The organism is Leptospira weilii serovar Ranarum str. ICFT (genome assembly GCF_000332415.1).
Taxonomy (GTDB): domain Bacteria; phylum Spirochaetota; class Leptospiria; order Leptospirales; family Leptospiraceae; genus Leptospira; species Leptospira weilii_A.
In genome coordinates, this window is sequence record NZ_AOHC02000016.1 from 38,836 (window position 1) to 65,077 (window position 26,242).

At 43.8% G+C, this 26,242-nt stretch carries 18 protein-coding genes; 9 read left to right on the forward strand and 9 right to left on the reverse strand.

Annotated elements, in window-relative coordinates:
• Positions 1-5: 5 nt before the first annotated feature.
• The gene (locus LEP1GSC060_RS04680; protein WP_080634508.1) at positions 6-1,589 is read left to right on the forward strand and encodes a 2-isopropylmalate synthase; all 1,584 of its coding nucleotides are present in this window, start codon (positions 6-8) and stop codon (positions 1,587-1,589) included.
• On the opposite strand, the gene LEP1GSC060_RS04685 is transcribed toward LEP1GSC060_RS04680, so the two are convergent.
• A complete protein-coding gene (locus tag LEP1GSC060_RS04685) occupies positions 1,586-2,131 on the reverse strand; it encodes a DUF1564 domain-containing protein (RefSeq protein ID WP_036095387.1) in 546 nt (181 codons plus the stop codon). The genes LEP1GSC060_RS04680 and LEP1GSC060_RS04685 overlap by 4 nt on opposite strands.
• 340 nt (positions 2,132-2,471) lie before the next feature.
• On the opposite strand from LEP1GSC060_RS04685, the gene LEP1GSC060_RS04690 reads away from it, so the two are divergent.
• The 8 genes from LEP1GSC060_RS04690 (at position 2,472) to LEP1GSC060_RS04725 (ending at position 12,259) form a co-directional block, all read left to right on the forward strand.
• Positions 2,472-4,481 (forward strand): oxidoreductase, encoded by a 2,010-nt coding sequence (locus LEP1GSC060_RS04690; protein ID WP_036095389.1) that lies wholly within the window; start codon positions 2,472-2,474, stop codon positions 4,479-4,481.
• A gap of 230 nt (positions 4,482-4,711) precedes the next feature.
• Entirely contained in the window at positions 4,712-7,126 is a 2,415-nt protein-coding gene (locus tag LEP1GSC060_RS04695) for a SpoIIE family protein phosphatase (RefSeq protein WP_002997000.1), read from the forward strand.
• 255 nt (positions 7,127-7,381) lie between these two features.
• Positions 7,382-7,729, forward strand: a complete 348-nt coding sequence (locus tag LEP1GSC060_RS04700; protein ID WP_002997012.1) for an LIC14007 family protein — start codon at positions 7,382-7,384, stop codon at positions 7,727-7,729.
• 122 nt (positions 7,730-7,851) lie between these two features.
• Positions 7,852-8,322, forward strand: a complete 471-nt coding sequence (locus LEP1GSC060_RS04705) for an FKBP-type peptidyl-prolyl cis-trans isomerase (RefSeq protein ID WP_002997049.1) — start codon at positions 7,852-7,854, stop codon at positions 8,320-8,322.
• Between the two features lie 20 nt (positions 8,323-8,342).
• Positions 8,343-10,340, forward strand: a complete 1,998-nt coding sequence (locus LEP1GSC060_RS04710; RefSeq protein ID WP_002996958.1) for an ATP-dependent helicase — start codon at positions 8,343-8,345, stop codon at positions 10,338-10,340.
• A gap of 6 nt (positions 10,341-10,346) precedes the next feature.
• Entirely contained in the window at positions 10,347-11,096 is a 750-nt protein-coding gene (locus LEP1GSC060_RS04715; protein ID WP_002996886.1) for a SprT family zinc-dependent metalloprotease, read from the forward strand.
• A gap of 49 nt (positions 11,097-11,145) precedes the next feature.
• Positions 11,146-11,343, forward strand: a complete 198-nt coding sequence (locus tag LEP1GSC060_RS04720) for a hypothetical protein (RefSeq protein WP_002997055.1) — start codon at positions 11,146-11,148, stop codon at positions 11,341-11,343.
• A 1-nt stretch (position 11,344) separates the two neighbouring features.
• Positions 11,345-12,259, forward strand: a complete 915-nt coding sequence (locus LEP1GSC060_RS04725) for a ketopantoate reductase family protein (protein ID WP_002996867.1) — start codon at positions 11,345-11,347, stop codon at positions 12,257-12,259.
• Positions 12,260-12,328: 69 nt separating this feature from the next.
• Here the strand turns inward: LEP1GSC060_RS04725 and LEP1GSC060_RS04730 are convergent, their stop codons facing one another.
• The 8 genes from LEP1GSC060_RS04730 to LEP1GSC060_RS04765 all read right to left on the reverse strand — a co-directional run bounded on the left by LEP1GSC060_RS04730 (position 12,329) and on the right by LEP1GSC060_RS04765 (position 26,161).
• Positions 12,329-13,522, reverse strand: a complete 1,194-nt coding sequence (locus LEP1GSC060_RS04730) for a hypothetical protein (protein WP_002996855.1) — start codon at positions 13,520-13,522, stop codon at positions 12,329-12,331.
• Position 13,523: 1 nt separating this feature from the next.
• Complete coding sequence (locus LEP1GSC060_RS04735; protein ID WP_002996919.1) at positions 13,524-14,321, reverse strand: AAA family ATPase; 798 nt, start codon at positions 14,319-14,321, stop codon at positions 13,524-13,526.
• A gap of 52 nt (positions 14,322-14,373) precedes the next feature.
• The gene (gene pbpC / locus LEP1GSC060_RS04740; protein ID WP_002997041.1) at positions 14,374-16,443 is read right to left on the reverse strand and encodes a penicillin-binding protein 1C; all 2,070 of its coding nucleotides are present in this window, start codon (positions 16,441-16,443) and stop codon (positions 14,374-14,376) included.
• Positions 16,444-16,608: 165 nt separating this feature from the next.
• Positions 16,609-22,416 carry an alpha-2-macroglobulin family protein gene (locus LEP1GSC060_RS04745; protein WP_420805474.1) on the reverse strand — a complete coding sequence of 1,936 codons (5,808 nt, stop codon included), beginning with the start codon at positions 22,414-22,416 and terminating at the stop codon, positions 16,609-16,611.
• 173 nt (positions 22,417-22,589) lie between these two features.
• On the reverse strand, positions 22,590-23,924 hold the full coding sequence (locus LEP1GSC060_RS04750; RefSeq protein WP_002997027.1) for a TldD/PmbA family protein: 1,335 nt from the start codon (positions 23,922-23,924) through the stop codon (positions 22,590-22,592).
• Entirely contained in the window at positions 23,921-25,306 is a 1,386-nt protein-coding gene (locus LEP1GSC060_RS04755; protein ID WP_002997019.1) for a TldD/PmbA family protein, read from the reverse strand. The genes LEP1GSC060_RS04750 and LEP1GSC060_RS04755 overlap by 4 nt, the downstream gene beginning before the upstream one ends.
• Positions 25,307-25,355: 49 nt before the next feature.
• On the reverse strand, positions 25,356-25,733 hold the full coding sequence (locus LEP1GSC060_RS04760) for an LIC11742 family lipoprotein (RefSeq protein WP_002997046.1): 378 nt from the start codon (positions 25,731-25,733) through the stop codon (positions 25,356-25,358).
• A 38-nt stretch (positions 25,734-25,771) separates the two neighbouring features.
• On the reverse strand, positions 25,772-26,161 hold the full coding sequence (locus LEP1GSC060_RS04765; protein ID WP_036095370.1) for an HIT family protein: 390 nt from the start codon (positions 26,159-26,161) through the stop codon (positions 25,772-25,774).
• Between the last annotated feature and the right edge of the window lie 81 nt (positions 26,162-26,242).

Here is a 26,242-nt window from a genome sequence, read left to right on the forward strand (position 1 = left end):
AAAGAATGCGGAGTTTAATTGGTTGTCTAAGGAATAAAATCCAAAAAACTGGAAACAGAATTTTTTGCGAGAATCACATGGCAACAGATCAGAAAGACTACGTTCGCATTTTTGATACGACGCTCCGAGACGGTGAACAATGTCCCGGAGCCGCGATGACGGAAAACGAGAAGTTGGAAATCGCAGCTCAATTGGCTACGATGAAAGTGGATATCATAGAAGCCGGATTCCCCGTATCTTCTCCCGTTCAATTTCAAGCCGTCGAAAGGATCGCAAGAGAAACCGAAGGTCCGACGATCGCCGCTCTTGCAAGAGCCATGAAAGCCGATATCGAAGCCGCGTCTAAAGCGCTCCAACCCGCAAAAAAAAGAAGGATTCATACCTTCATCGCGTCCTCTCCGATTCATATGAAATATAAACTCGGAAAGGAACCCAAAGAAGTTTTAAAAATGGCCGTGGAAGCCGTGACCCTTTGCAGACAATTCGTGGACGACGTGGAATTTTCTCCCGAAGACGCTACTAGAAGCGAACCGGAATTTTTAAGAGAACTCTGCGAAGCGGTAATCGAAGCCGGGGCGACTACGATCAACATTCCGGACACGGTCGGTTATACTACTCCGGCCGAATACGGCGCCTTGTTTCAATTTTTACTTAAGAATGTTAGAGGATCCGATAAGGCGATCTTCTCCGCACATTGTCACAATGATTTGGGACTTGCAACCGCTAACTCCTTGGCTGCGGTCCAATACGGCGCCCGTCAAATCGAATGTACGATCAACGGTATCGGGGAGAGAGCGGGCAATACGGCCATGGAAGAAATCGTCATGGCGATGCGAACCAGAAAGGATACGTTCGGAATTCAAACCCAAATTAAAACCGAGGAAATCGCTCGCGCCTCCTATCTCGTGAAAACGATTACAGGTATGCTCGTTCAACCCAATAAGGCCATCGTTGGTGCAAACGCTTTCGCTCACGAATCCGGGATTCACCAAGACGGTGTGATCAAACACAGAGAAACCTACGAGATTATGAAACCGGAAACCGTCGGGCTTTCTTCCAACAGAATGGTTCTGGGCAGACATAGCGGCCGCGCCGGTTTTAAGGATCGAATCGTAAAACTCGGCTTTTCTCCGCAAGCGGAAGAATTGGAAGCCGCTTATCAAAGATTTTTGGAGATTGCCGACAGAAAAAAAGAAATCTACGACGAGGATATCCGCGCCCTTTTTTCGGATGAAACCAGAAAGTCTACGGGGGACCGTTTTCAACTGGACGGTTTTACGGTTTCCACAGGCAGCAAAAGCACTCCGACTGCGGGCGTGAGAATTGTTATTGACGGTCATATCAGAGAAGAATCTGCAACCGGTGACGGCCCTGTGGACGCGATCTTCAAAGCGATTCAGAAAACAACCGGTATGGATCCGGAAGTTTCCAGACTCGTGATCTCTCCGGTTACTGCGGGTCAGGACGCTATGGCGGAAGCCTCCGTGACTTTGGAATACAAGGGAGAGCGTGTCGTCGGGAAAGGAAGCTCCACGGACATCATCGAGGCCTGTTCGAGGGCTTATATTTCCGCGCTCAATCGACTTTAAGTTTCTACGACGGGGTTTTTGTTCAAATGGTAGGGATATTGGTCCGTCATTGAGTTTGGATCGAAGTCGAATTCCCTGGTGATTTTGTTTTCTCGTAAATTTAAAGTCCAAATCATTCTGTAAATCTCATGAAACCTAGGAGTTCCTAGGTTTACAGTTTCTACGATAGAATCTCCGACCCCGATATCATCCAGCCAAAGCATATAATTAAACATAAAACATCTAGAAACACCATGCGCCGCCGCCAAAGCTCCCAGCAAAGCCCAAGCACCCGTATTCACGCGAATGCTCATCTTCTTCATCTTCCCCACACCCCAGTTGTACTTGATCTTACCCGCCCTCCAATGAAGCCTCTTCATAGAAGCCACATACTTCGTATATCTCCGCAAAAGATAAGGTAATTTTTTAGAAAGAGCCTTTTTTTCTTCCAAATCCAAAACATTCCAATACGAGACAGGAACGAGAATCGAATCGATTCCGATTCCACCTTCGACCAATGCGGATTCAATTTTCCTCTGAGAATACAGCGAAAGAATTTCCATACTCAATACGGTTCTTCCGGAACGAAGCAGAGAGGGAGATTCACAAAAAAAAATAAAAAAAATCACACGGAACCAGGTTCCGAATTAAGGAGCTTGTCCCAAAGTCTAAAAATGTTGGAACTCCTACGTTTTTAAAGGACGAGAAAATCACGCAAAAGCCTAAAAACCTTCAAAGGGAAAGTTTCTGTGGGAACTCCTGCAAATTCTCTTTCAGGTTTTGGGACAAGCTTTAAGTTGGAATCAAACAGGAACCGGTGAAATGGGTCCAAGAATTCACTTGCCCGTTTACCAATCCGTTTTCAAGATAGAAGGAAAGATTCTCCAAAAAAAAAGGTTTGTTATGAAATATTCTGAAATTTTCCAACCGATCCAAATCGGTTCGATCACACTTCCCCACAGAGTGATTATGGGCTCCATGCACTTAGGACTGGAAGGAATGCCGATGACTGCGGAAAGAATGATCGCGTTCTATGGGAGACGATTCGACGGAGGCGCTTGTTTTATCACGACGGGGGGAATCGCCGTCAATCACGAAGGCAGAGGAGCTAACATTTTCTTTAACTTTCAAAAGGAAGAAGATTGTAAGGAATTATCTATCGTTGCAAACGCACTCAAGCCCAAAGGAGTTTTTTGCGCTCAACTATTTCACGCGGGAAGATATTCATATCATAGGGAACTTGTGGCGCCAACCGCGCTCCGTGCTCCGATCAATCGTTTTATACCGAAAGCGCTTTCCGAAGAGGAAGCCTGGAGAACGGTCGAAGACTTCGGAGACTCCGCGCTCAAGGCAAAGGAAATCGGCTTTGGCGCCGTAGAAATCATGGGAAGTGAAGGTTATTTGGTGAACCAATTCTTTTCACCCGTAACCAATCACAGAGAGGATTTCTTCGGCGGAAGTTCCGAAAAAAGAATGAACTTTGCGATCGAAGTAATGAAAAACGTCCGAAAAAAAGTCGGAAAGGATTTTCCGGTTGTATATCGTATGTCGGGAATCGATTTGATTCCGGGCAACCCGACCTTTGAAGAAGTCATCGTACTTGCGGAAAAACTAAAAGAGACCGGGGCCGATGCGCTCAACATAGGAATCGGCTGGCATGAATCCAGAATTCCGACGATTTCCATGCTCGTTCCGAGAGGGGCTTGGGCAAAAATTTCCGGAAAGATCAAAGAGAGAATCAAGGACATTCCGATCATCGCATCCAATCGAGTCAATATGCCGGAAACGATGTCCCGCATATTGAAAGATCACGAAGCGGATATCCTGAGTATGGCGAGACCTTTTTTAGCGGATCCTGATATTCTAAATAAGATCCAAGCGGATCAGGAAGAAAGAATCAATACCTGTATCGCCTGCAATCAAGCCTGTTTGGATCATACGTTCAAAGAACAGATGGTTTCCTGTTTGGTAAATCCTTCCGCAAATAGAGAACTCGAAATCGGCAAACTGAAAAATGCAAATCAAAAACACGTGGTCATAGTCGGATCCGGACCGGGAGGACTCGAGTCGGCGAGAATCAGCGCGATTCGAGGTCACAAAGTGACCGTACTGGAAGCGACGGACAAAATCGGAGGACAACTCAATCTTGCAGCGCAGATTCCCGGAAAATCGGAATTTTTTGAAACGATTCGTTATTTTAAAAACGAACTTAAAAACCTAGGAGTGGAAATTCGGTTCGACCACCGCGCCACGTTAGACAGCATTCTTGCACTCAAACCGGATGCGGTGATTTTTGCAACCGGAGTCAAACCTAGGGAATTTTCCCTTCCTGGAATCGAAAAAAAGAAGACGGCTTCTTACGCGGATTATCTTTCCGGAAAATTCAAGCCGGGTGACAAGGTTGCGATCATCGGAGGAGGAGGAATCGGTTGTGACGTGGCTCATAAACTTACGGAAGAAGAGGCGCCTACGATCGATTCTTATTTTCATCGTTACAACGTGACTTCTTATACGAACGCACAAATTCAAAAAGAAAAACCGAATCGAAAGGTTTCCATCTTTCGAAGATCCGGAAAGATCGGATCGGGATTGGGAGCGACGACTGCCTGGGCCTTACTTCAGGAATTGGAATCGAAAGAGGTCGGATTTTATACTTCTCTCAACTATAAGGAAGTCACAGATCAAGGGCTCGTCGTTGAAACCAAAAAGGACGGTCCCCTAACCATTGAATGCGATTCGATCATCCTTTGTGCGGGACAACTCAGCGAAGTTTCTCTTTACGAAGAGTTCAAAACAAAATCTCCGGAAATTCCGTCGTATCTCATCGGAGGCGCCAAGGACGCATCCGGAATCGACGCAAAACGGGCGATGTTGGAAGGATTTGAGGCTGCGATCGAAATCGGAGTGAACTAGAGAGTTTGCCTAAGAAAACCGGGCCAATCGGAAACTCCGGCGCTATGGATTGAGCGGATGTAAATCACTTCGACCTCTGAATTCTAACCGCTGAACCCTAGTACTCTGATCGCTATAAAGTCAGAGATCGCCTAAAGGTTGATTTTTTTTGAGATTGGTTTCGATTTTTTCACTCTGAACGTTCTCTTCCGAACGGTACGAAGAACCGTACACGTTAGGAGGAGAATTCCTTGTATTACAAATTCATTTTTATCCTTTCACTTTTAACGATCGTCGAGTGTATTCCCGACTTACAACCCACAACTCAAGAGGAAGGTTTTCAAGACCTAACCGGCTCTTGGGAAATTTACCTTGGCTCCCATCCGGACGAAAACCCAAACGACAACGAGTTAAAGCCAAACAAGGACCCAAGGCCGAACGTTCCGGATTCCGAACTTTGGAAACCTGTACCGATTCCTTCCAATCTCAAGGATTTCGTAGAATCGACTTCGTTTCGGGGTGAAATTCTACTACGAAAACGTTTTGAATTGGAAAGGCCCATCGATTCCCCGCTTGCACTTTCTTTAGGAAGGGTATCGGATCATGTCCAAGTCCGATGGAACGGACAAGAACTTTCGGAAGAATTGTTTGACGGTTATCGAAATTCAACTCCTCAAGGATACGATCGGACTCGAATCTATTCGATTTCAGAAAAAAGAATATTCCAAAAGAATGAAATACTCGTTTTCATTCGACCCTACTTCGATTACGAATACGGAATACTTTCCGGACCCATCGGAATCGGTTCGCCCGCTACGATCTGGAAAAAATTCTATCTCCGGGAAATCGGCGGACTTTTGATGTCCGGTTCCTTTTTGCTGATCGGCGGATTCTTTTTGTTCCTTTCCTTGAGAGAAAAAAAGGGAGAGGAAAATTTTTATTTCGGACTGTTTTTGGTTCTATTCGCTCTGTTTCAGACTTTTCTTTCGGAGCTAAAATATATCACCGAATGGAAAATCCTTTATTTAAAAAAAATTGAATATTCTTTACTTGTGTTTTTGTTTCCCGTTTTTTGTAGATTTTTAAATTCCCTTTTTAAAAAGGCGCGAACCAGATTTCATACTTTTTTGGAGGCGGTAATTTTAGTCGTACTCGTTTGGATTTTAATCGCACAAACCGTTTCGTTATTGGATACGATCAATCGATACGTACTACAAGTTCTTTGGATCGGTTTTGTTTATTTGAGTTTGAGAATTCTAATTCCGAATCTGAAAAAAAGTTTCGAATCCAAAACGATTCTTTCCGGAATTTTATTCTTACTGATCTGCGTGGGGATCGACGTACTTTCTCAAAGAGGAATGTTTAAAACGGTTCGCCTATCCGGCTTGGGAGTTTCCGGATTTTTGGGTTTTTTAACCTTAATTCTTGCGAACAAATTCGTGAAGATGAAGGAAAAACTGAAATCCTGGAACCGAGTTTTGGAGACTGCCATTCGAAATCGAACCCAAGAACTTTCCTCCAGTCTGGAAGAAATCCGAAATCTCAAGGAACATCAAGACGGAGACTACTTTCTAATCACTCTTCTTTTTCAACCTTTCTTATCCAAAAATCTCAAAACAAACTTCGCTGAGATCGATATCCATAGAAAACAATTTAAGAGTTTTCAATTTAAAAATCGAACCTACGAAATCGGCGGAGACGTAGTCCTCAGCGAGCGAGTTCTGATATCGGGTATTCCGTATCAGGTGTTGATCAACGCGGACGCGATGGGAAAATCGCTTCAAGGCGCAAGCGGCGCGTTGGTCTTTTGTTCCATCGTAAAAAGTTTTTTACAAACTCAGGATTATGAATTCAGAAATCCGGAGAATTGGCTTTTTCTACTTTACGCCAACCTCCAGGCGGTTTTCGAATCCTTTGACGGAAGTATGCTCGTTTCCGGAATTCTTTCTTTGTACCAAATCGAAACCGGAGATTTATTTTTTATCAACTGCGAGCATCCTCCGATTGTCATCGCCCGAAACGGAAAAACGAGTTACCTCTTCGAAACGGCGGTCTTACGAAAGATCGGTTTTCCGGATTCGGATACGAAGGTAAAAATCGAATACTATAAACTTTTGCCCGGCGACACGATTCTTTACGGTTCCGATGGAAGGGAAGATTTGTATATTCAAGATCCTTCCTCCCGAAAACAAAAATCTTCGGTTCCGGACGTATTCTTTGAATTGATCCAAAACTCCATTCCGGATTTGGAGGAGTTGGAATCTATGATTTCCGAAAAAGGGGAACTCTCGGACGATTTGAGTTTTTTGAGAATTCAAACCGGCTTTGAAACCGTTTCCCAAAAAAACCTTTCTCAATGCGGAGTTTTGATCCGGGAAGGAAACGAATTTCTCCAAAAGGGACAAGTCCAAAACGCATGTTTTCAATACGCAAGGGCTTCGATCCTGAATCCAGGAGATCTGAAGTTGTCAAAACTTGTTTTGCTTTTAGCGAAAAAGTCTCGGAATTTGAAACTTTTCCGTTTCTTTTCGGAAAAGATTCTTTTAAGGACCGACGGACTTGAAATTCAAACCTCGAAAGCTTCTTCCCAAAAAGAGACCTATTTAAGACCGGAAGGGACCGTTCATTCCAATCTAGACTTAAATTTTAGAAAAAATGCAGCTTAAATGATTTTTAAGTAAAAATATTGTTGAATTTATTTCAAAAAACATATAAAGTCACAGTTAATCCATTCTTTAGCGAAGATTCGGGCGCTTTATAGGAAAGAATGAGTTCGGAAATCCAGTCTCCCCCCATATTCTGCTTTTCCGGATTTCTTTCAATGCCAGCTCGTTGCTGGGATAGAATCCGAATTCGATTCTTTCTGAGGAGAGATGAGAATTTGGATTCCGTCCCGGAATTTTTAGCCTTTAAGGAGGAGTATGAAAATCTATTCGGGCGCAATGATTCCCTCAAAGCTGGATCAACCGTCTTTGTTCGTAACCAAAAACGGATTGAAAAGAAAAATTCCGGTTCAGGAACCTCAGAAAGTTTTAGAAACTTCTCTGGCTTATAGGCTTGAAAAAAATGTTTTAGTCATTTCTTACAACTTACTCTTGGATCATACCGGAGATTCAAAGCTCGCAGAAAAAGATTACCTCCAATTTTCCGCCAGGTTTCATGAAATCTTTGTTCAAGATTCCTGGTTCTTTCTATCCAATCGAATCGAAACCTTTCTCAGAGAACGCGAACAAGCCAAATTGGATTTTCACTACGATTCCAAATTCTAAAATAAAATTCTGATTGAGCTAAACCCTACCGCTCAATTTACTCTGAAAACGACCCTGATTCCGGTATTTCTCTAACCGATCCTACCAGAATTTCAATTTTATCCCCTGGAGTACAGCTATCCATGAAAAATAGAGTGATTACTTTCCATTACACCCTTCACGATACCGAAGGTAATTTGATCGATTCTTCCGAAGGGAAGGCTCCGTTATCCTATCTGGAAGGAGTCGGACATATCATTTCCGGTTTGGAAGAAGAGATGAAAAAAATGGAAACCGGAGAAAAGAGAAAAATCAATGTTTCCGCAGAGAATGCATACGGTATGAAAGATCCGGACCTTATTTTTGACGTTCCTAAATCCCAGTTTCCTCCCAGTGAAGATTTACAAGTGGGAATGATGTTTCAAACCGACGAACCGGACAAGGTTTTTACGATCACCGAACTTCAAGAAGAATCGGTGATCGTAGACGGAAATCATCCTCTCGCGGGAGTGAATTTGGTTTTCGACGTGGAACTTACCGGAATTCGAGAAGCCACCGAAGAGGAGGTTTCGCACGGACACGTTCACGGAGAAGGTGGGCACCACCATCATTGAGAGTCGTCGTCGATTCCTTCATGTCTTGGAAAAAAGAATTAAATCCGGCTCAATTGGAAGCGGTCCTTACCCAAGAAGGACCCTTGCTCGTTTTAGCGGGCGCCGGAACCGGTAAAACCAAAACCATCATCAGTCGATTGGCCCAATTGGTTTCCTCCGGAACCCCCGCCTCCTCCATTCTACTTTTGACATTTACCCGCAAGGCCGCGAGAGAAATGATTCTCAGGGCTTCTTCCATCGGAGACAAAAAATGCGCCGAGGTTCAGGGTGGAACCTTTCATTCTTTTTGCAGCGGAGTTTTGAGAAAATTCGCTCCCGCCCTCGGAATCTCCTCCGGATTTACGATTTTGGACGATTCCGATTCCTTGGACGTGTTTCAATTTTTAAGAGAAGAAAGAGATTTCGGCAAAACCAAATCCCGGTTCCCTTCCAACGAAACCTTGGTTTCCATCCACGGTGAAATTCAAAACACCGGAAAAACCCTCCAGACTATATTAGAAAAAGATTATCCTATTTTTTTGCAAAAAGCCAAGGATATTTCCCAAATTTTCGAAGACTACAAATCGTATAAAAGCGAAAGATCCCTTTTGGATTACGACGACCTTCTTTATTTTACGAGAGACCTTCTCGCAAATCACCCCGGAGTCAGAACGGCGTTATCCGAAAAATATAAATTTATTATGGTGGATGAGTTTCAAGATACGAACAAAGTCCAAGCGCATATCGTTTGTTTACTCGCTTCGGAACATTCCAACTTGATGGTCGTCGGAGACGACGCACAATGTATTTATACGTTTCGAGGTGCTTCGGTCAGAGGTATTTTAGATTTTCCTAAAATATTTCCGAATACGAAAACGATCTTTTTGGAAAAAAATTATAGAAGTACACCCGCGATTTTGAATCTCGCAAACGCGGTCCTTAAAAATTTTTCCGAAAAATACGATAAATATCTTTTTACGGACAATGAAAACGGTCAACTACCGAACGTTCTGCAATTTGAGGACGAATTGGAAGAAGCCGAAGGAATCGCGGAAATTCTTTTACAAAAAAAAGAGGAAGGGATTCCCTTTAAAAAAATGAGCGTTCTTTTCCGCGCGGGTTGGAACTCGAATCAACTCGAACTTATACTCGCAAAACGGAATATTCCGTTCGTAAAATTCGGCGGAAGAAAGTTCATCGAAACGGCTCATATCAAGGATTTGATTTCTTTTTTAAAACCGCTCGTCAATCCTTTGGATTCCGTTTCTTGGATTCGAATTTTAAAACTGATCCCCGGAATCGGAAATACGAAGGCAAACGGCATTTTAGAGAAGATCCGTAAAACTTCCGGTTCCTTAGAAGTTCTTTTGGAGGAAAACGGAACCGCAATCGGTAAATATCTTTCCCCGCTCTTTTATCTTTATCAAAAACACAAAGAAACAAACTCGGAAGTAAAAAAGATCACCGCGGATTTTATCGATTACTACCGGGTGCTTTTGGAAAAGAACTACGACGACTCCAAAAGAAGATCGGAAGACTTGGATTCCGTTCTCGGATTTTCTCTGAAATACGTTTCGCTCGGCGATTTTTTATCCGATCTTACGATGGATCACACATCCTTAAGTTTGGATAAAATCAAACCGGACAACACGGAAACCGATCTACTCAACTTATCGACCGTACATTCCGCAAAAGGATTGGAGTTCGATCTCGTATTCGTTTTGAACACAACCGAAGGAGTTTTTCCTTCGAGCAAAAACACGGATACGGAAGAGGAAAGAAGACTTTTTTACGTGGCGATCACAAGAGCCAGAAAGGAATTGTATTTTACGAGACCTTCTTTGGCGGGCTCCAGATCGGGACCGTATTATACGAAACTCTCTCGTTTTTTAAACGAAATTCCTACTTCCGAAAAAGTCTACGAACTGAAACTCATGCCGGGCAAATCCGTATCTAAGGAGCCTTTCGCGACCCAGGGTTCTGCGATAAAAAGCTCGAACGACTCCTTCTTGAGAATTCAAGGTTACTTCGGGAAGTAAAAATTCATGTTTTCCGCATTCGAAAAACGCGGCGAAGAAATCGAAAAATCTTTCGCGCTGAGTTTTTTAGAAAAAAGAATATTCGAATTTTGTAAACTCCCCGGAGGGAAAATTTTGAAAGGGAAAAAAATCGGAGCTAAATTTTATCCCTATTCCAATCTGGGAAGTTCCATTCGGATTTCCCCGGAAAAACTAGAATTCAGAATTCATTCATCGTATTTGAAATCGGAACCGGAAAATTTGGAAGCAGTGATCGACCTTCTACTGTATAAATTATTAAAACGACCGATTCCGGATCACTTGGAATCTACGATCCAAAAGTTTTACGAAAATCATTCGACACAAAAAAGAAATACGAACAAAAATCGCAAACAAATCCAACGTTCCTCCTCGCAAAACGGACGACTCAGAGAAATCCTGGAAAGGATCAACGAATCGTATCTGAGGCTCGATCTTTCCGAGCTGGAAATTTTTTGGGGAAAATCCAAGTCGTTCACAAGGCTCGGACATTACGACCCGTCGCATAAGATGATCGTAATCAACCCCGTTTTATCGCTTGAATCCGTTCCGGATTTCGTTTTAGAATACATCGTCTTTCACGAGCTACTGCACGTCCATTTTCCGGTTTCCCGAAAAAAAGGTAGGAATATCATCCACGGAAAGGATTTCAAAACTTTCGAAAAAAAATTCGTCGATTACAAACGGGCTAATACGTGGTTAAAATCCGAATTTTTTCGAAGAACGATTTTGCGTTGAATTCTTTTGAATTTTCTGATTTTCTTATATTCGAAAAAAGAGGTAAATGGTGCATCCGAAAGTGTTTGAAACTCTTTATATTCGTAAAAACTACGTGGACGAGGAATTACGAAATCACTTGAAAGAAATACAAAGTTTGAATTATCGCTCTCTCGGGGATTACGACCGCGGGGTCTACGACGGTTACGTTCAGGCGATCACCGAAATTCTAAAAAAAATAGAAAGAAAATTCTCGCAGGCCCGATAGATTGTTTCGAATTTTAGTTTTAGGGACCGGGGCCATCGCCGGACTTTACGCCGGTAAACTTGCACAAGCCGGTTGTAAGGTCGATTTTTGGGCCCGAAAAAATTCTTCCGAATTGGAATCGAACGGCTTTCAAATCGAAAGCCGTTCCTGGGGAAATTTCCGTTATCAAGCGAATCGAATTTTTGAAACGGTTCCTAAAAATTTAAATGAATACGATCTGGTTCTCAATTGCCTAAAATGCCTGCCTGCAATCCGTTTGGAAGCGATCTTAGGAAAATCCATTCCGAATGATTTACCGATTTTACTTTTGCAAAACGGGATCGGTATCGAAGAACCCGTTTCCTCCCTTTATCCGAACAATGAAATTTTAAGCGGCCTGGCCTTTGTTTGCGCCAATCGTCTCGGTGTGGGAAAAATTCTTCATTTGGATTATGGAGAATTGACGATCGGATCTTGGAATCGAAATCCTTCCTCCCTTTGCGAAAAACTCGTCGCACTTTGGAATACGGTCGGAGTTCCGACCACCGCAACAGAAACGATCCGACAAGCTCGTTGGAAAAAATTGATGTGGAACGCGCCCTTCAATCCGATCAGCGTTCTTTCGGGTGGAAAAAATACTTCCGAAATTTTAGAGGAACCTGCGAGCCGGTTGCTCGTAATCGAAATCATGAAAGAGGTTCAAAAACTTTCCAAACTCGACGGCGCGGAAGTTCCGGAAACCCAGATCGAAACCTTAATTCGAATGACCGAGGTTATGAAACCGTATAAAACGAGTATGCTCTTGGATTTCGAGGCGGGAAGGCCCTTGGAATCGGAAGCAATTTTGGGAAACGCGATTAAAATCGGCGAGATAAACGGTTTAGAAATTCCGTATATTCAAACTCTCTACTCCCTTTTAAAATTGAAAACGTTTTAATTTTAAGATTTCAGGGTTCAATTGAATCGTTCCTATTCCAAATCCATTATCAACTTTTTGAAACAGGTTCTAAAAAGAATTGAGAAGTTTCTTAATTCCTTTTTCGAGTCCATCCAAGGACAAAAAATACATCGGAATCCGATTTCCAATTTCGCGGATCGTAGGAGCGTCCCAGTATCGGATCGGCTCGGGATTCAACCAAATCGAATCTCTAAAATGTCTTCGAATTCTTTTTAAGGAATCCAGGCCCGACTCGGGATTTTCAGGAAGTCGGAAGTCCGTCCGAAACCGACTGTGATAATATCCGTAAGTGGAATCGAGCAACTCATAAGGCGCCATATACGCGTCTCCGATGATGATAAGTTTGGTATCGTTGCCGTGTTTTTTAAATACTCTTTGTAGAGAAAGCGGAGTTCTCATGTTCGCTTTCGGATATACCGCGTCATAGACGATGTTGTGAAAGTAATAGTAATGAAACTCTTTGAAGTGATTGATCTGATGACTCGCAGAAAAAAGTTTATTGACCCTTTCCGCGTGAGAAGTCATACTTCCTCCCGTATCCATCAGCAATAAAACCTTGAGTCCGTTCTTACGAGAACGTTCGAACTCGATCTGAATATCCCCCGCGTTTCTACAAGTGGAATCGATCGTTTTCGGAAGATGAAACTCGGACACACCTTCCTTTCTTAAGTTTCTGAGTTTTTTAAGCGCCGTTTTGATCTGACGTACGTCGAGTTGTTCGTCGGTTCTGTATTCTTTATAACGTCTTTCTAATGCTTGAAAAACTGCGGACCTGTTTCCCCCCTCGCCTCCGATTCTCACACCTTCCGGATTTTTTCCACCGTGTCCAAACGGAGAAGTTCCTCCGGTTCCCACCCATTTGTTTCCGCCGTGGTGTTCTCCTTTTTGTTCTTCGAGCCTTTTTTTAAGTTCTCTCAAAAGCTCTTCGGGAGGAATGAGAGAAGGCGGTAGTTTATTAGGATTATCGAATATTCGGTTAAGCCAGTCCAACAACTCTTGTTTAAATTCCGATTTGAGCGCACCCTTTTCTCCGAAAATTTCGGAAAAGACGAGATCAAAGGCGTCGAAATATTTGACGTCTTTTACCATACAAGCTCTGGAAAACCGATAGAGTTCGTTTAAGCCGATCCATGCCTTTTGATGAGTCGTGTAATGGTCCACAACCTTCAGGAAGTCCAAAAATTCTCCCGTTGTAACCGGTATTCCTTCGCTTTTAAGTCTGTAAAAGAACGGGATAAACATCTTAATTTCTGAATAATCTCAGATCCTCCTCGTTTTTGATCAGAGCCCCGAGAAACGGAATTCTTACTTCTTCCTTGAGAACCGCACCTTGGTGAACCAAAATCTGAATCCAATCCAAAAGTTCGCTCGTTCCCGGTTTTTTCTTGAGATCGTCCATTCTACGGATGAGATAAAACATTTCGAGAGCCTTGATGAGTAACGTATGACCCACTCCCGGATAATGGGAAAGGATGATTCTTTTCATAAACTCGGGGTCCGGAAATTCTATATAATGAAAAATGCATCTTCTTAAAAAAGCCGCGGGCAATTCTTTTTCGTTGTTGGAAGTGATGATCGTAAGAGGACGATGTTTCGCCCGAATACGTTTTGAAATTTCGGGAATGAAAAATTCCATTCGGTCCAATTCCAACAAAAGATCGTTCGGAAATTCTATGTCCGCTTTATCGATTTCGTCGATGAGTACGATGGACTTTTGATCCAGATCAAACGCCTCCCCGAGCGCTCCGAGCCGGATGTAGTTTTCAATATTCTTTACTTTTTCGGAATCTTCGGAAAAACGAGAATCGTTCAGTCGAGATACCGCGTCGTAAAAATACAATCCTTCCTTTGCCTGGGTGATGGATTTGATAGACCAGGTATAAAGAGGAAGTTTTCTTTGATCCGCGAGATATTCGGCCAGCAGAGATTTTCCGGTTCCGGGTTCTCCCTTTAAAAGTAAGGGACGAGAAGTTACTTCGGCGAGTAGGATCGCTTCTTCCAATGCGGGAGATAAAAGATACGTTTCAGTCGATAGTTTCATGAGAAGTCTTGGATGGATTCTAACTTAAAGGCGGTTCCCTGCAAGATAAAAACTATCTGACTTCAAAAACGACACTATCGATGATTTTTCCGGTCTTGTCCCGTAACGAAAGAATATGAAATCCGCGCTCCGGTTTCCAGAGAGCGTCTTTCTCTTTTGTTTCTTGCATTTCTTTACCGTCCAAGATCCATTGCAATCCGTTCGTAAACGCAGACGCCAAAAAGCGAATTTTTTGTCTTCCTTCGGGAATGTCCGGGTCGAGCGCATAGATCGTTTCATTTCCGGGAAGTAAAATTTTAGGAATCGAAGACAAAACTTGGCGCACAGGCAAATCGCTAAAGGTTTCTAAAAACCGATCGCTCGGAAGTTGTTCTCTTTCTTGCAAGAGATTCATCACCGCGTTCCAAATCGGTGCCGCTCCGGTGACGCCGCTCACGTCCCACATCGGACTTCCATTCATGTTTCCGACCCAAACTCCTACCGTATATCTTTTCGAATAACCCACACACCAGTTGTCGCGCATGTCTTGAGAAGTTCCCGTTTTAACCGCCGTAAAAAATCGTGTGCTGAGATCATTGTTCAGACCGAAGGAAAGGGATCTGTATTCTCGGTTGGAAAGTATTTCGGATAACGTGTCCGCGGATTCTTTGGAATAAATTCTGCTCCATCGATTTCCCTCTTGAAAATTTTCCGAAAGAGTTTGTTTTGCTTCGGAAGGATCGAACGTCGGGTTAGAAAAAACTCCCCCGTTTGCAAAAGTTCTGTATGCGTTTGTCAATTCAAACAAAGTCACGTCCGCGCTTCCGAGGGCGAGAGAAGATCCGTAAAAGTCCGCTCTCTCAAGTCCGCTAAAACCCAATTCCCCCAGTCTCTGAACAAAATCGGGAACACTTACAAGATCCAATACGCGAACCGCGGGAATATTCAAGGAAGAAGCCAACGCAAATTTTGCCTGCACGTTTCCGTGATATACGTTGCTGTAATTTCCGGGTTTGTAAATGCCCGAAACCGCATTCCATTCCGCAGGATTGTCTTCCAAGATCGAATTCGGTTTTAACACTTCCTTTTCAAATGCAAGCGCGTATAAAAACGGTTTGAGAGTGGAACCGGCCTGTCTTTTGGACTGGGTCGCATCCACATAAAAGGAAGAACTTTCCGGAAGATTTCCTACGTAAGCGAGCACCGCCCCGGACGTATTTTCGATAACGAGGATTCCGGTTTCGGACACGTTCTGTTTCTTAAGTCCGTTTATTCTATTTTTTGCAAGTTCTGTGATTTTCCATTGAAGATCGAAGTCGATCGTCGTTCTGGTTCTTCCTTCTCCGGAAAGAACCCCGGGATTTTCTTTGAAGATTTTCTGAGCCGCGTGAAACGCAATTCCTCCGGTCGATGGTAGCCCTGTGATCTTAGATGTTGCAAACTTTGCTACGTTTTCAAAGGAATCACAGAGATCTTCCTTTTCGATTTTTTTAGCCAAAATACAACTTCGTTTTGTTAAGGTAGAAACACTCGCGTTCGGAAACGGAAGCATCGCTACAAGAAGGATGGATTCGGTGTCACTTAACGCGGACGGTTCTTTTTGAAAAAGCCCCCGGCTGGCGCTCTTTAGTCCTCTCAATTCTCCCCGGAACTGAATCAGATTGAGATAACCCGTAAGAATTTCGTTCTTGGTCCAAGTCTTTTCGAGTTTTTGAGCCAGGTTCATCTGTTCCCATTTGTCGAAAATATTTCTGCTACCCGGTTTCGTTCCGAGAAAAATTCCTGCGAGTTGCATGGGAAGAGTACTCGCGCCCCGTTTGGAATTTCCGAGGATTCGATCCTTTATCGCGCCCAAGATCGCCAATCGATCCACACCCGAATGCTCGAAGAATCTTTTGTCTTCCTGCAACAACAAGGAAAACAACAAGGTCTCCGGAATTTCTCCCTCTTCCGTCCAGGCAAGTTTTCTTTCCCGGGTGTCGAGGCGAATGGTCTGTAAAAATCTTCCATAAAGATCCAAAATCGTTCCGTCCGAGACTTGGTACCGGTCTCGAACCTCGCGATACGAAGGAATTTCTTCCGAAAAAAGTACATTCGAATAAAAGAATATATTGATGCAGTAAAATATAAATCGGTTCTTCATAAGTATAATGCCATCAAAAACCAGACAATTCAATTGTGCGTAAAATAAGAATCAGTGAATAGAAATCAGAACTCAGTTACATTTTCCTAATAGAGCCATTAGACTTTAACAAAGTATAATTTCCTTATTCTGTAAATCCACTAACTCCTATCCACTAAAAAGCGCTTACTCCTTCACAACGGTTTGATCCGGATTCGGAAGTTCCACAAACTGATCCGGAAGATACATCGCTTCGGCCCGAGTCGGGGGTAAAACGAATTTTCCGGAGTGATTGATTCGATATACGTATTCCAAGGTTGCGGAGCCCGCAGGCAAATATTCGAAATACGCCGTATACCCTTCCCATTTCCGTTCCACAAAAGTGGGAGAAGACCACCAGTTATCGTCTTGAGCAAGCTCGGCGCCCGATCTTGAATCGTTTCCAAGTCCGGAACCTAAGATATTCGCTCCTGCCGGAATCGGATCCTTAACGGCAATCCAGGAAAGATCGGATTCGGTTTGAATTTTTAAACGGACACGAACCAAGTCCCCTTCTTTGAAAGAAGACTTCTTACTTCCGGATTCATCCAGGATTTCTTTCTCCATTTTCATTCCGCTTTCTAGTTTCTCTTTCAAAGGCAAAGCAGCCTTTGTATGAATGACCGCATACGGTTTTCCATTTCCGTTTTGGACAAACTCAAGATTCTGCGTGTTTCTTGGCATCGGAATCGATAGAGTGGGAGGATCTTTTTGATTCTTCCATTCTAGAGTGTTCGTATTGTTTTCCAAAGTGATCGTCGTGTTTCCTTCCACGTTGTCTTTTTCAAACTGTTTGGAATACGCTTGGAACGCAAGAATTCCAAGCGCGTTTGCGGGTGTGATATCCCAGTGTCCTTTGGATTGTCTAACGATCGCACCACGAATCAGACGAGGAAGATCCTCTTTCCAACTCGGATCCTTTGCCACGGAAAGGATCGTACGCATCACGGTCGAATCGTTCGAAGACAACAACCACCAAAGGCTCGATTCGTCCGCGAAGTTATAAGAGGTTCCTTGGATTCTATATCTTGACTTCAAAAGGACGTCTAACGCAGGAATCTGTTTTTTATATATTCCTGATTTTGAATATATATTTCGAAGACTGATCAAAATGTCGGTAGGAAGAATTTTCGGATCGGTCTGAACGGAACGAATTACGTCGTCTCCTACAACTTGAAACCGAGACATCGCATCGAGCACGATGATTCTTTTCAGTAGAAAATCCGTGTTGGAAATATAGCTGTTTCTATAGAGTAAACCGTTGTTGTATCGATTGAGCGCTTCTAAAAGAGTTCCCTGAGTCTGTTCCGGAATTTTATATCCCGACTCGGAAGAAAGGATCAAAACATACGCCGTCAAAATCTCGCTTCCATACAAAGACGATGGAAAGAATCTCAACAATCCGTCTCCGTCGAGATATGTGTTCAATTGATCCATGATCGAATCCCATTCTTTCTGAGACCCGGACGAAATTGCCTTGGAAAGTTTTTGTTCGAGACATGTATATGAATATTTACTCATATACTCTTTCGAAGAAAGAACGGCTCCACCCGTAAGAGTGGATTTCAAACTGATCTCGAGTTCTCCGCTTCCTGCGATCGCTTCTTGATTTTCTTGGATCGGAAGACTGAGTTTGCCGTCCTCCAAACGTCGAAAGGTGGATTGCAAAACCCGAACCGGAACCGATTCCCCTACTTTCTGTCGAAAGCGAACCGTATCCGTAAACGATCCTCCGACTTGTTTGGTTTGGAACTCGTAGACGATCTCTTCTTTTTTTGAGGGGATCGACACGTTCCAGTGAACGTTTGCGGATTCTCCCGCTTTTAATTGAATATTCTTAGTTTCTAATTTTAGATCCGGCGACGTTTTAGGACTGATTTCAAGTTCCAAGTTTTTTTCGGTCGTGTTTTTGAGAGACAAACCGCTTTGTACGTCGTCCTTTTCTCTCGCAAACGGAGCGATGGAAGGATATATGAGAACGTCTCTTGTGGTTTGGATCTGAGTCGAGCCCGAACCGAATTTATCTTTTCCGGAATGAACGATCGCTACGATTTTAAACGAGGTCAAGGAATCGTTCAAGGGAACTTCCACTTCTAAAAATCCGTTTTCATTCGGTTTTAGATCCGACTTCCAATAGAGCAAAGTATCGAACAACTCTCTCGTAGTCGATCCACCGCCGCCTCCACCGGAAGGCAAACTTTTTAATCCGAAATGCCTGCGACCCACGACCTGAAGTTGTGCGGTGGAAGTTTCTACCGAATTCCCTCGTTCTCGCATCATCGCTCTGAGTAAATCCCAGGTATCGTTTGATTTCAATTCCAAAAGTCCCTGGTCAACGGCGACTAACGTAATCCTTGCGTCCTTCTTTACTTGTGCGGAAGGATGATCGATCTGAATTTTTACCTTTGCTTTTTGTCTGGTTCCGTAGACGGTTTTGTCCGTTTCCACACGAACGGGAACCTCGAACGGTTTCCAACCGACTCGAATTTGAGCCACACCCAATCGAAAGGAAGGTTTTGCTAAGTCGACAAGAGCGGTTTCTTTCGGGCTGTCGACTCTTCCCCTCACCGCTAAAACGGAAACGAACACGTTAGGCGCAAACGAACTCTCGATCGGAATTTCAATTACCGGTTCTTTGCCGCTCAAAGTTTTGATAAACGAATTGAGAATTCCTTCTCTTTCCACGGTAACAAGCGCCGTCGCTTCTCGGAAAGGCATACGAACTTGGAAGCGCGCCTTTTCTCCTGTCTGGTATGTTTTTTTTTCGGGAAGAAGATCCATTCGATCGTGATCGCTCGCCGCAAACCATACGTCTTCCTTGCCCGTGATCCAAACGGAAGAATGAGCCTTCACGTCTTCTCCGGAAAGAGAGGCTTCAAAATAAACCTCACCCGTTGCTTTTACGGAACCGTTGCAAAACAGAATTCCTTTTGCGTTCGTTTTGCCGGAGCAAAATTCGCCTAACTCCTTTACTTCGGATTTGTGTTCGTAACTATAAAATCCTCCGACGAGTCGTTTTCGATTGGAATAGTATTTTTTAGTAAAGGCAACGACGGTTGCCTTCTTGCCTTCCACCGGCATTCCCTTTAAATCGAGAACCGCAACCTTGAACTGAACGGAATCTTGAACCGCAGCCCAACCTTCGGGAGCGATTCCGATATGATACTGCGAAGGATAAATCGGAAAGGACCTGTAAGCGCTTTGGATTTCTCCGTTCGGATCTCTATACTCGAGTTCGGCTTCGAGTCTTTGGGTCGTGTCGGATTCCGGAATGGGTTTTACGGTGGTTTCAAAAAAACCTTTTGTGTCGAGCGTGAGTTGCGTTTTTGTAAAACCGACTGCAGATGTAGAAGTCTCCTCGTTTTCTTCCGTTCTCTGATTCACCAAACCGTTGCTAAACGAAAAATCGGAATAATCCGGAAAATAAACTCCGCCTCCGACCGTAACTCTGGTTCTCAAAAGAACCGGAAGTTTACCGGCTCCCCCTCCGGAAAGATAACGAACGTTTCCGGTAAGCTCCAACTTGGAAGGACCGATATTCGATCCGCCAGTTTGGAACTCCGCTTTCATCAGAGGAACTCTGAATTCTTCGACTCGAAATTCTCCGACGGAAACCCGGCCTTTGTCCTTTGACGGGAATTCGCTTAACAAAATCTGATACACTCCCAGATTCGCTTCCTTGGGAATTTTGAATTGAAGGGAACTCGTTCCTTCCGGATTCCACTTTAAAGAAATGGAATATTCTTTTTCCGTACCGGAATGGATGATCTTTGCGAAGGTGGGGTATTCGTTTTGTCCCGGAACCTCGAATCCGGAGGTCCTTTTGGCCCTGGAAACGAGTTTCATCGATACGGTTTCTCCCGCACGAAACAAGGTTCTGTCCAAAATCGGATGAAAGACAACGTTGTCGTTTCCGTAGTCTCCCGAAAGATTGAATCTCCAGTTTTCGATTCCGTTTTGCCAACGAGTATGCGTAAACGTAAAATCGTCTTCTAAAACCGCAGTCAAAAACAGGCCGTTCTCGTAGGGCCTCCAAGAACAATGCGGAGCCTTACTTCTACTTGGAATTCCTTTTACGATGAGAGTTCCGGACGGCCCGGTTTTACCGACAAAAATCTTTTCATTCTTACAATTAAAAATCTGAATGTCGGCGCCGGGTACGGGTTTTGCGTCGTTGAGTTTTGTTACCCAGACGAGAGAGGATTCGTTTCCCCATTTAAAATGCAGGGAAAGATTGGTCACTAAGGCGGAGGTTCGAACGTAAAACGGTTGATTGGTTCCTAATAAAGAATTTCCTAATATATCGGATTTCATTTCGACTACGTGAAAGCCCGGTTTTTTCAAAGGAATTCCCACAACTTCAAAACGACGAACCCCTTGTTTGGATTGCAGTTTGATCTCGTTCGTAGACGGAGGATTTTTGGAAGGATCGAAAATGGAATATTGATGTTCTAAGTGTTCGATCGTCTTGAGATATTGAACGATTTCCGTAACCTGGGTGGAATCGAGAATCATTTCTCTTCCCGTAAATTGTTTTGGCGGATTGGAATTCTGCTTTTCATCCTTACCCGTTGCCCAACTCAGGATTTCTTTCCCTTTCTCCTTTAACTTATCGAATTGTTCTTTGATCTTGTCTTGAGTATCCGGACTCGTTTTCACTTGATAGAGACGAACCGGATTCTCCGCTTCCAGATTTCGAATCGTAATCGGAAGAACCGCTTCCGGAAATCTTTCTAAAATTCCAAACGTAGACGCAAACTTGAGTAACGGCGGATAGTCGTCCGTCGATACGACGAGAGGAAAGGAAGACTGATTGGTAAGAGAACGTCCCGCGTCGTCCTTGACTCCGGATGGAAGAAGAATTTGAAACTTGGACTTGGGCGAAAGAGGAGCCGGAAAACTCACACCGTAGTCGTGACTTCCCTTTTCGGAAGAAACTTTAGCAGGTATTGTTTTTCCGTCGCTCGTCTGAAGTTGAATTTTACGAAGGATCTCGACGGAAACGGGAGAATTAAAATTGAGAGTCAAAGGCAGAGAAGGAATACAAGCGGCCTTTGCGTTCACTCGATCACAATTGAATACCGCACGGAAGGGTTGCCGGACCGTATATTCAATTTTTCTTGTGGAGCTTCTGGAGACCCCGGATTTCGATTTCAGACCTTGTTCTAAAACGAGATAAACTTTTTTGCCGCTCGGAAATTTTTGATCGGGTTGGATCAGAATCGTCTTTTCGGTTTTCCCTTCTCTGTAATTTGCCTTTAAGATTTCTTTTTCAAGAGAAACGCCGACTCGACTGAATCCGATTTTATCCTTAAGTCCTTCCGCTACGAAATACAAATGATCGCTCGCGGAGGAAAAATCCGGTTCGGAATCCAGATCGATAATAAAAATCTGATCCTCGTCTATGATTCCTCCTTCATAAGGAGAAGAAGAATCCATTTCGGGTCCTCCCGTATGAAAGGAAAAACGTTCTCCTTCGTTCAAAGAATTTCCGGCGACCGACTTTACTTTTTTGGTTTCAAAACTACACTCTACTCCGCCCGGAAGTAGTTCCGGAAATTCAAGAACCCAGTTCTTATCGTCCACCCAACGTTGTGCGCCCTTTACCGGACAACGAATCTCAAAAGGAACCAAAGAAAATTTCGGATTCCCGAGTGGAATCATCGATTCGGAAAAACGGGCTCTGATTTGAGAAGGTTTTTTGACTTCTCCCGTGGGACCGAATTCGATTTTCACTTGAGCGTTTAAAGCGGAAAACGCGAAAAAGAAAAGAACGTTCCCACATACAAAAACGACTCTTTTTAGGGATCGTTGTACTTTGCAAAAAAACCGGCCAATAGAATTCCATAAAATCCGTTCCGGTTTTTTACCTTCCGAACTCGCAAAGTTTTGTTCCCGACTTTGGATCGTTTTGAAAAAGAAACATAGTAAAAAAAATTTAGATAAAACTTGGATCGGAGTTCCGACCGAAAAAGTTTTTTTTTGAGGAACATTTCCGGTTCGCAAAAAAAGAAAATGGGTTTGTAAAAAATGGATCGACGATGTCAAGGGTATCCCCCGAAACGAAAAAAGTTTGTTTCGGAAATCAAACCCCAACCTAAAAACAAAGGCAAGCGAAAAGTCGAATCTTAGCCCGCAATACTCGCTTCCCGGATCAAAACGTCCGGAACTTTGATCGAAGAGTAGGAATCGTTATATTCGTTTGAAATTCCTTCGATTCTAAAAAGAAGATCGAAAAAATTCAGATTCATCGTTATACGATCCACCGGATGAACGGGTATTCCGTTTTTGTAATAGATCCCCTGCACACCGATGGAAATCTCACCCGAAACGGCGCTACATCCGGAGCCGCCTTCGAGTTTTAAAACATAAATACATTCCGGATAACCGTTCAACAATTCTTCGAGAGTTTTATCACCTTTGGGAACCACGTAATTGTTAAACGAAGTGCCGACCCTTCCACCGTAAGAACGAACCGCGTTTCCGGTCGGAGAAACGCCGGTCTTTTTGGCGGATTCCAAGTTGTAGAGATAGGTCTGAAGAATTCCGTTTTCGATCACCGCTTTTTTCTGAGTTAAAATTCCTTCCGCGTCGAGAAGTCTGGAGCCCGGATAATCGACAACGTGCGGATCGCAAAACACATTCCAATTTTGTGATGCAATTTGAGAACCGACTTTACCGTCCAGTCTGGACAGACCTTTTTGGACGCTATCCGCAGAAAAAGGAGAAGAAAACATTCCGAAAATTTGAGGGCTGATCCGATTGGAAAGGACGATCGGGTAAGAACCGCTTTTTACGGGTTTTGCTCCCAAAAGAGCCAAGGAGCGTTCCGCCGCCGTGGACACGATGAATTCGGGTTGAATTCTTTCCAAATCCAAACCGGAACGGGTGTAACCTCCCATCTTTTTGGTTTTTCCATCGGTTGCGACTAACGCGACCCCCGCCGAAATCAGATTCGACTTTTCGCCGTGGTAAAGCCCATTCGAATTTGCTAATATAAATCGGCTCCAGGTTTTACCCGCGTAAGAATAAGGAACGTTTTCTATTTTTTCCCCGACGGACCAGGCAAGGTCGTCCAATTTTTCACCCGTGGATTTCAACCATTCAAAACCGAGAGATTCCAGAGATTCTTCGTAAGAACGAATTTCGATTTTGGGAAGTGGCGAAGGTCCGGGAAGATCGATATCAAGCGGATCTGAAATTTTAGACTGGGCGACCGCGTCCTCGACCATCTGCGTCAACGCTTCCTCGGATAGTTTTTCGCTGTAAGAATAACCGGGTTTTCCGGACTGAATCAAACGGATTCCGATCCCTCTGGAATTGGAAAGTTCCGTATTGCTTACTCTTTTACGAAAGAGTTCGATTCCCACATCCTTGGATTCCGAAGCGACGAGATCGTATGAGTCAAGCCCCTTTCTCTTACAAACGTCTAACACGTATTCAACGGACTTGTCCAGATTCATGAACGGCCTCCGACGAGGATCTCGTCCACTTTCAAGGAAGGTTGTCCCACGGTTACGGGAACCGATCCCGAAGACGCTCCGCACATTCCCGCCGCAAGTTCCAAGTCGCTCCCGACCATGCTGATTTTGGGAAGAATTTCGTCTCCTTTGCCGATAAGAGTCGCGCCTCGAACGGGTTCGGAGACTTTACCGTTTCGGATAACGTATCCTTCTTCCACTGAGAAATTAAATTCTCCCGTGGAAGGATTCACCGAACCTCCTCCCATTTTTTTGGCAAAAAGTCCGTATTCGATTCCGGCTAACATGGAATCGAAGGAATCTTTTCCCGAGGCGATGTATGTGTTTCTCATTCTGGAAACGGGAGCGTACATATAACTTTCCCTTCTGGCGCTTCCTGTTCGTCTGACTCCGACTTCTTCGGCTCCGATCCGATCGGCGAGATAACTTTTTAAAATTCCGTTCTCGATCAAAACGGTTTTTTGAGGAGGAGAACCTTCGTCGTCCACGTTGATACTTCCCCAAGAATCGGGAATTGTACCGTCGTCGATCGCGGTTAAACAAGATCGGGCGATTCTCTCCCCAAGTTTATCCACAAAGGGAGAGGAGTTTTTACGGATTGCTTCGGTTTCAAGCGGATGTCCGCAGGCTTCGTGAAAGATCACTCCGCCGAAACCGTTCCCCATCACGACGGGCATTTTTTTTCCTTGGATGTAACCCGCAGATAACATGAGAAGCGCCCTTTCGGCTGCGGTTTTGGACAGTTGTTCTACGGGAAGATCGCTGAAAAATTCAAAACCTTTTCCGGCTCCCGGATTTTCCGATGCGACAAATCGTTCTCCTTCTTTTTCAGCGGCGACGTTGATGTTAAAACGACTTCGCACTCTCAAATCTTCGAGAGACAAACCTTCCGAATTGTAGATTCCGATTCTGGAAACGGAATCGGATGCGGAAGCGCCGACTTGAACGATATGGGAGGAAATGTTTCGGGCGGTTTTGTCCGCGCAAAACAAAAGTTCCAATTTTTCATCGGGAGAAACCTTACGAGGATCTCGAATGTTTGTCGGAAACAAAGGGGACTTCAGATCTCCTCTTAAAACGAGGGCCTGCCCGGAACCCTTGGCGGCTCCCCTGGAATCCGCTAAAAGGTCTATAAGAGAAATCAAATGTTCCGGATCATCGTTGTTGGTATGTGCGTAAAGAACATCGGTTCCGTAAATAAGGCGGATTCCGATTCCGTAATCGATTCCCGCAAAACTCTGTTCTATCTTTTGATCTCTTAAACTTACGGAAGAAGATCTTGTTTCTTCTTCAAATATTTCTACGAAATCCGCTTTTCTGGAAAGTCCCGCTTCCAGGATGAGTTGGGCTTTGTTTGTCTGCATTCTATCCTTTTAGACTCCAAAGAAATTCGGAGTCAATAGTTCTTTTTGATCAAGGCTTTTTGATTTTTTCCCTGTATTTGATCGCGTGGGCGGTCGCTTTCCATTGGATTCGATTCCAAACGATCAGAAGAATACTCGTTTCTACGACTTCAAAACGGTAGTTGATGATTTCATCTCCGCCGAGGGCCTTGGATTTATCGAGCAATTCTCTATAACCGGTTTCCCCCGTAACCCAAAGTAAAAACCAGGAAGTGTAAACTCCTTCGGTTTCCACGGTTCCTAAAATTTGAAAATCATCCGAGTTCAAAACGTATTGAGTGAAGTTCGTACTGAGTCCGGGAACTCGAATGTCTCTGTAGATACAACCGCTCAGCAAAAAAGAAACAATCGTTATACACAGAATGTTTCCCGATTTCAAAACTTTCATAAACTTTCTCCCCTTCTTCGAATTTTAAAACGAAAACATTATAAATCTCGAATGTAATTATGTTCGGGTAATTTTCCCTGCAAAGCGAGCCGGATATAATCGACTCCCTTTAAATCGTCGGAATACCTCGGGATCAGATGAAAGTGCATGTGAGGAACCATCTCCGAAACGGTCACCGTATAAACCTTAACGGGAGAATAATTTTTATAGATCCAGGACGTTGCGAACTCAAGGGCCTTTCCGAAATCGGAAAACGAATCCGTTGTCCAATCCTGGTAAGAGGTCCAATGCGAACGAGGTTCGATGTAAAGATAACCTTTGAGTCTTTTTTCTTCCTCACAGTGGCGGACCGCAAACTCTCCGAATTGCATGAGAATTTCGGAGCGATCACCGGACTGATGGAACTTGCAAAGAGGACAGTCGGACATGATAAAAACCTAAAAATCGATTTCTATGATTATTTCAAAGATTCTCCACTTGTATAGGATAAAATGATTTACTAGGAGAAA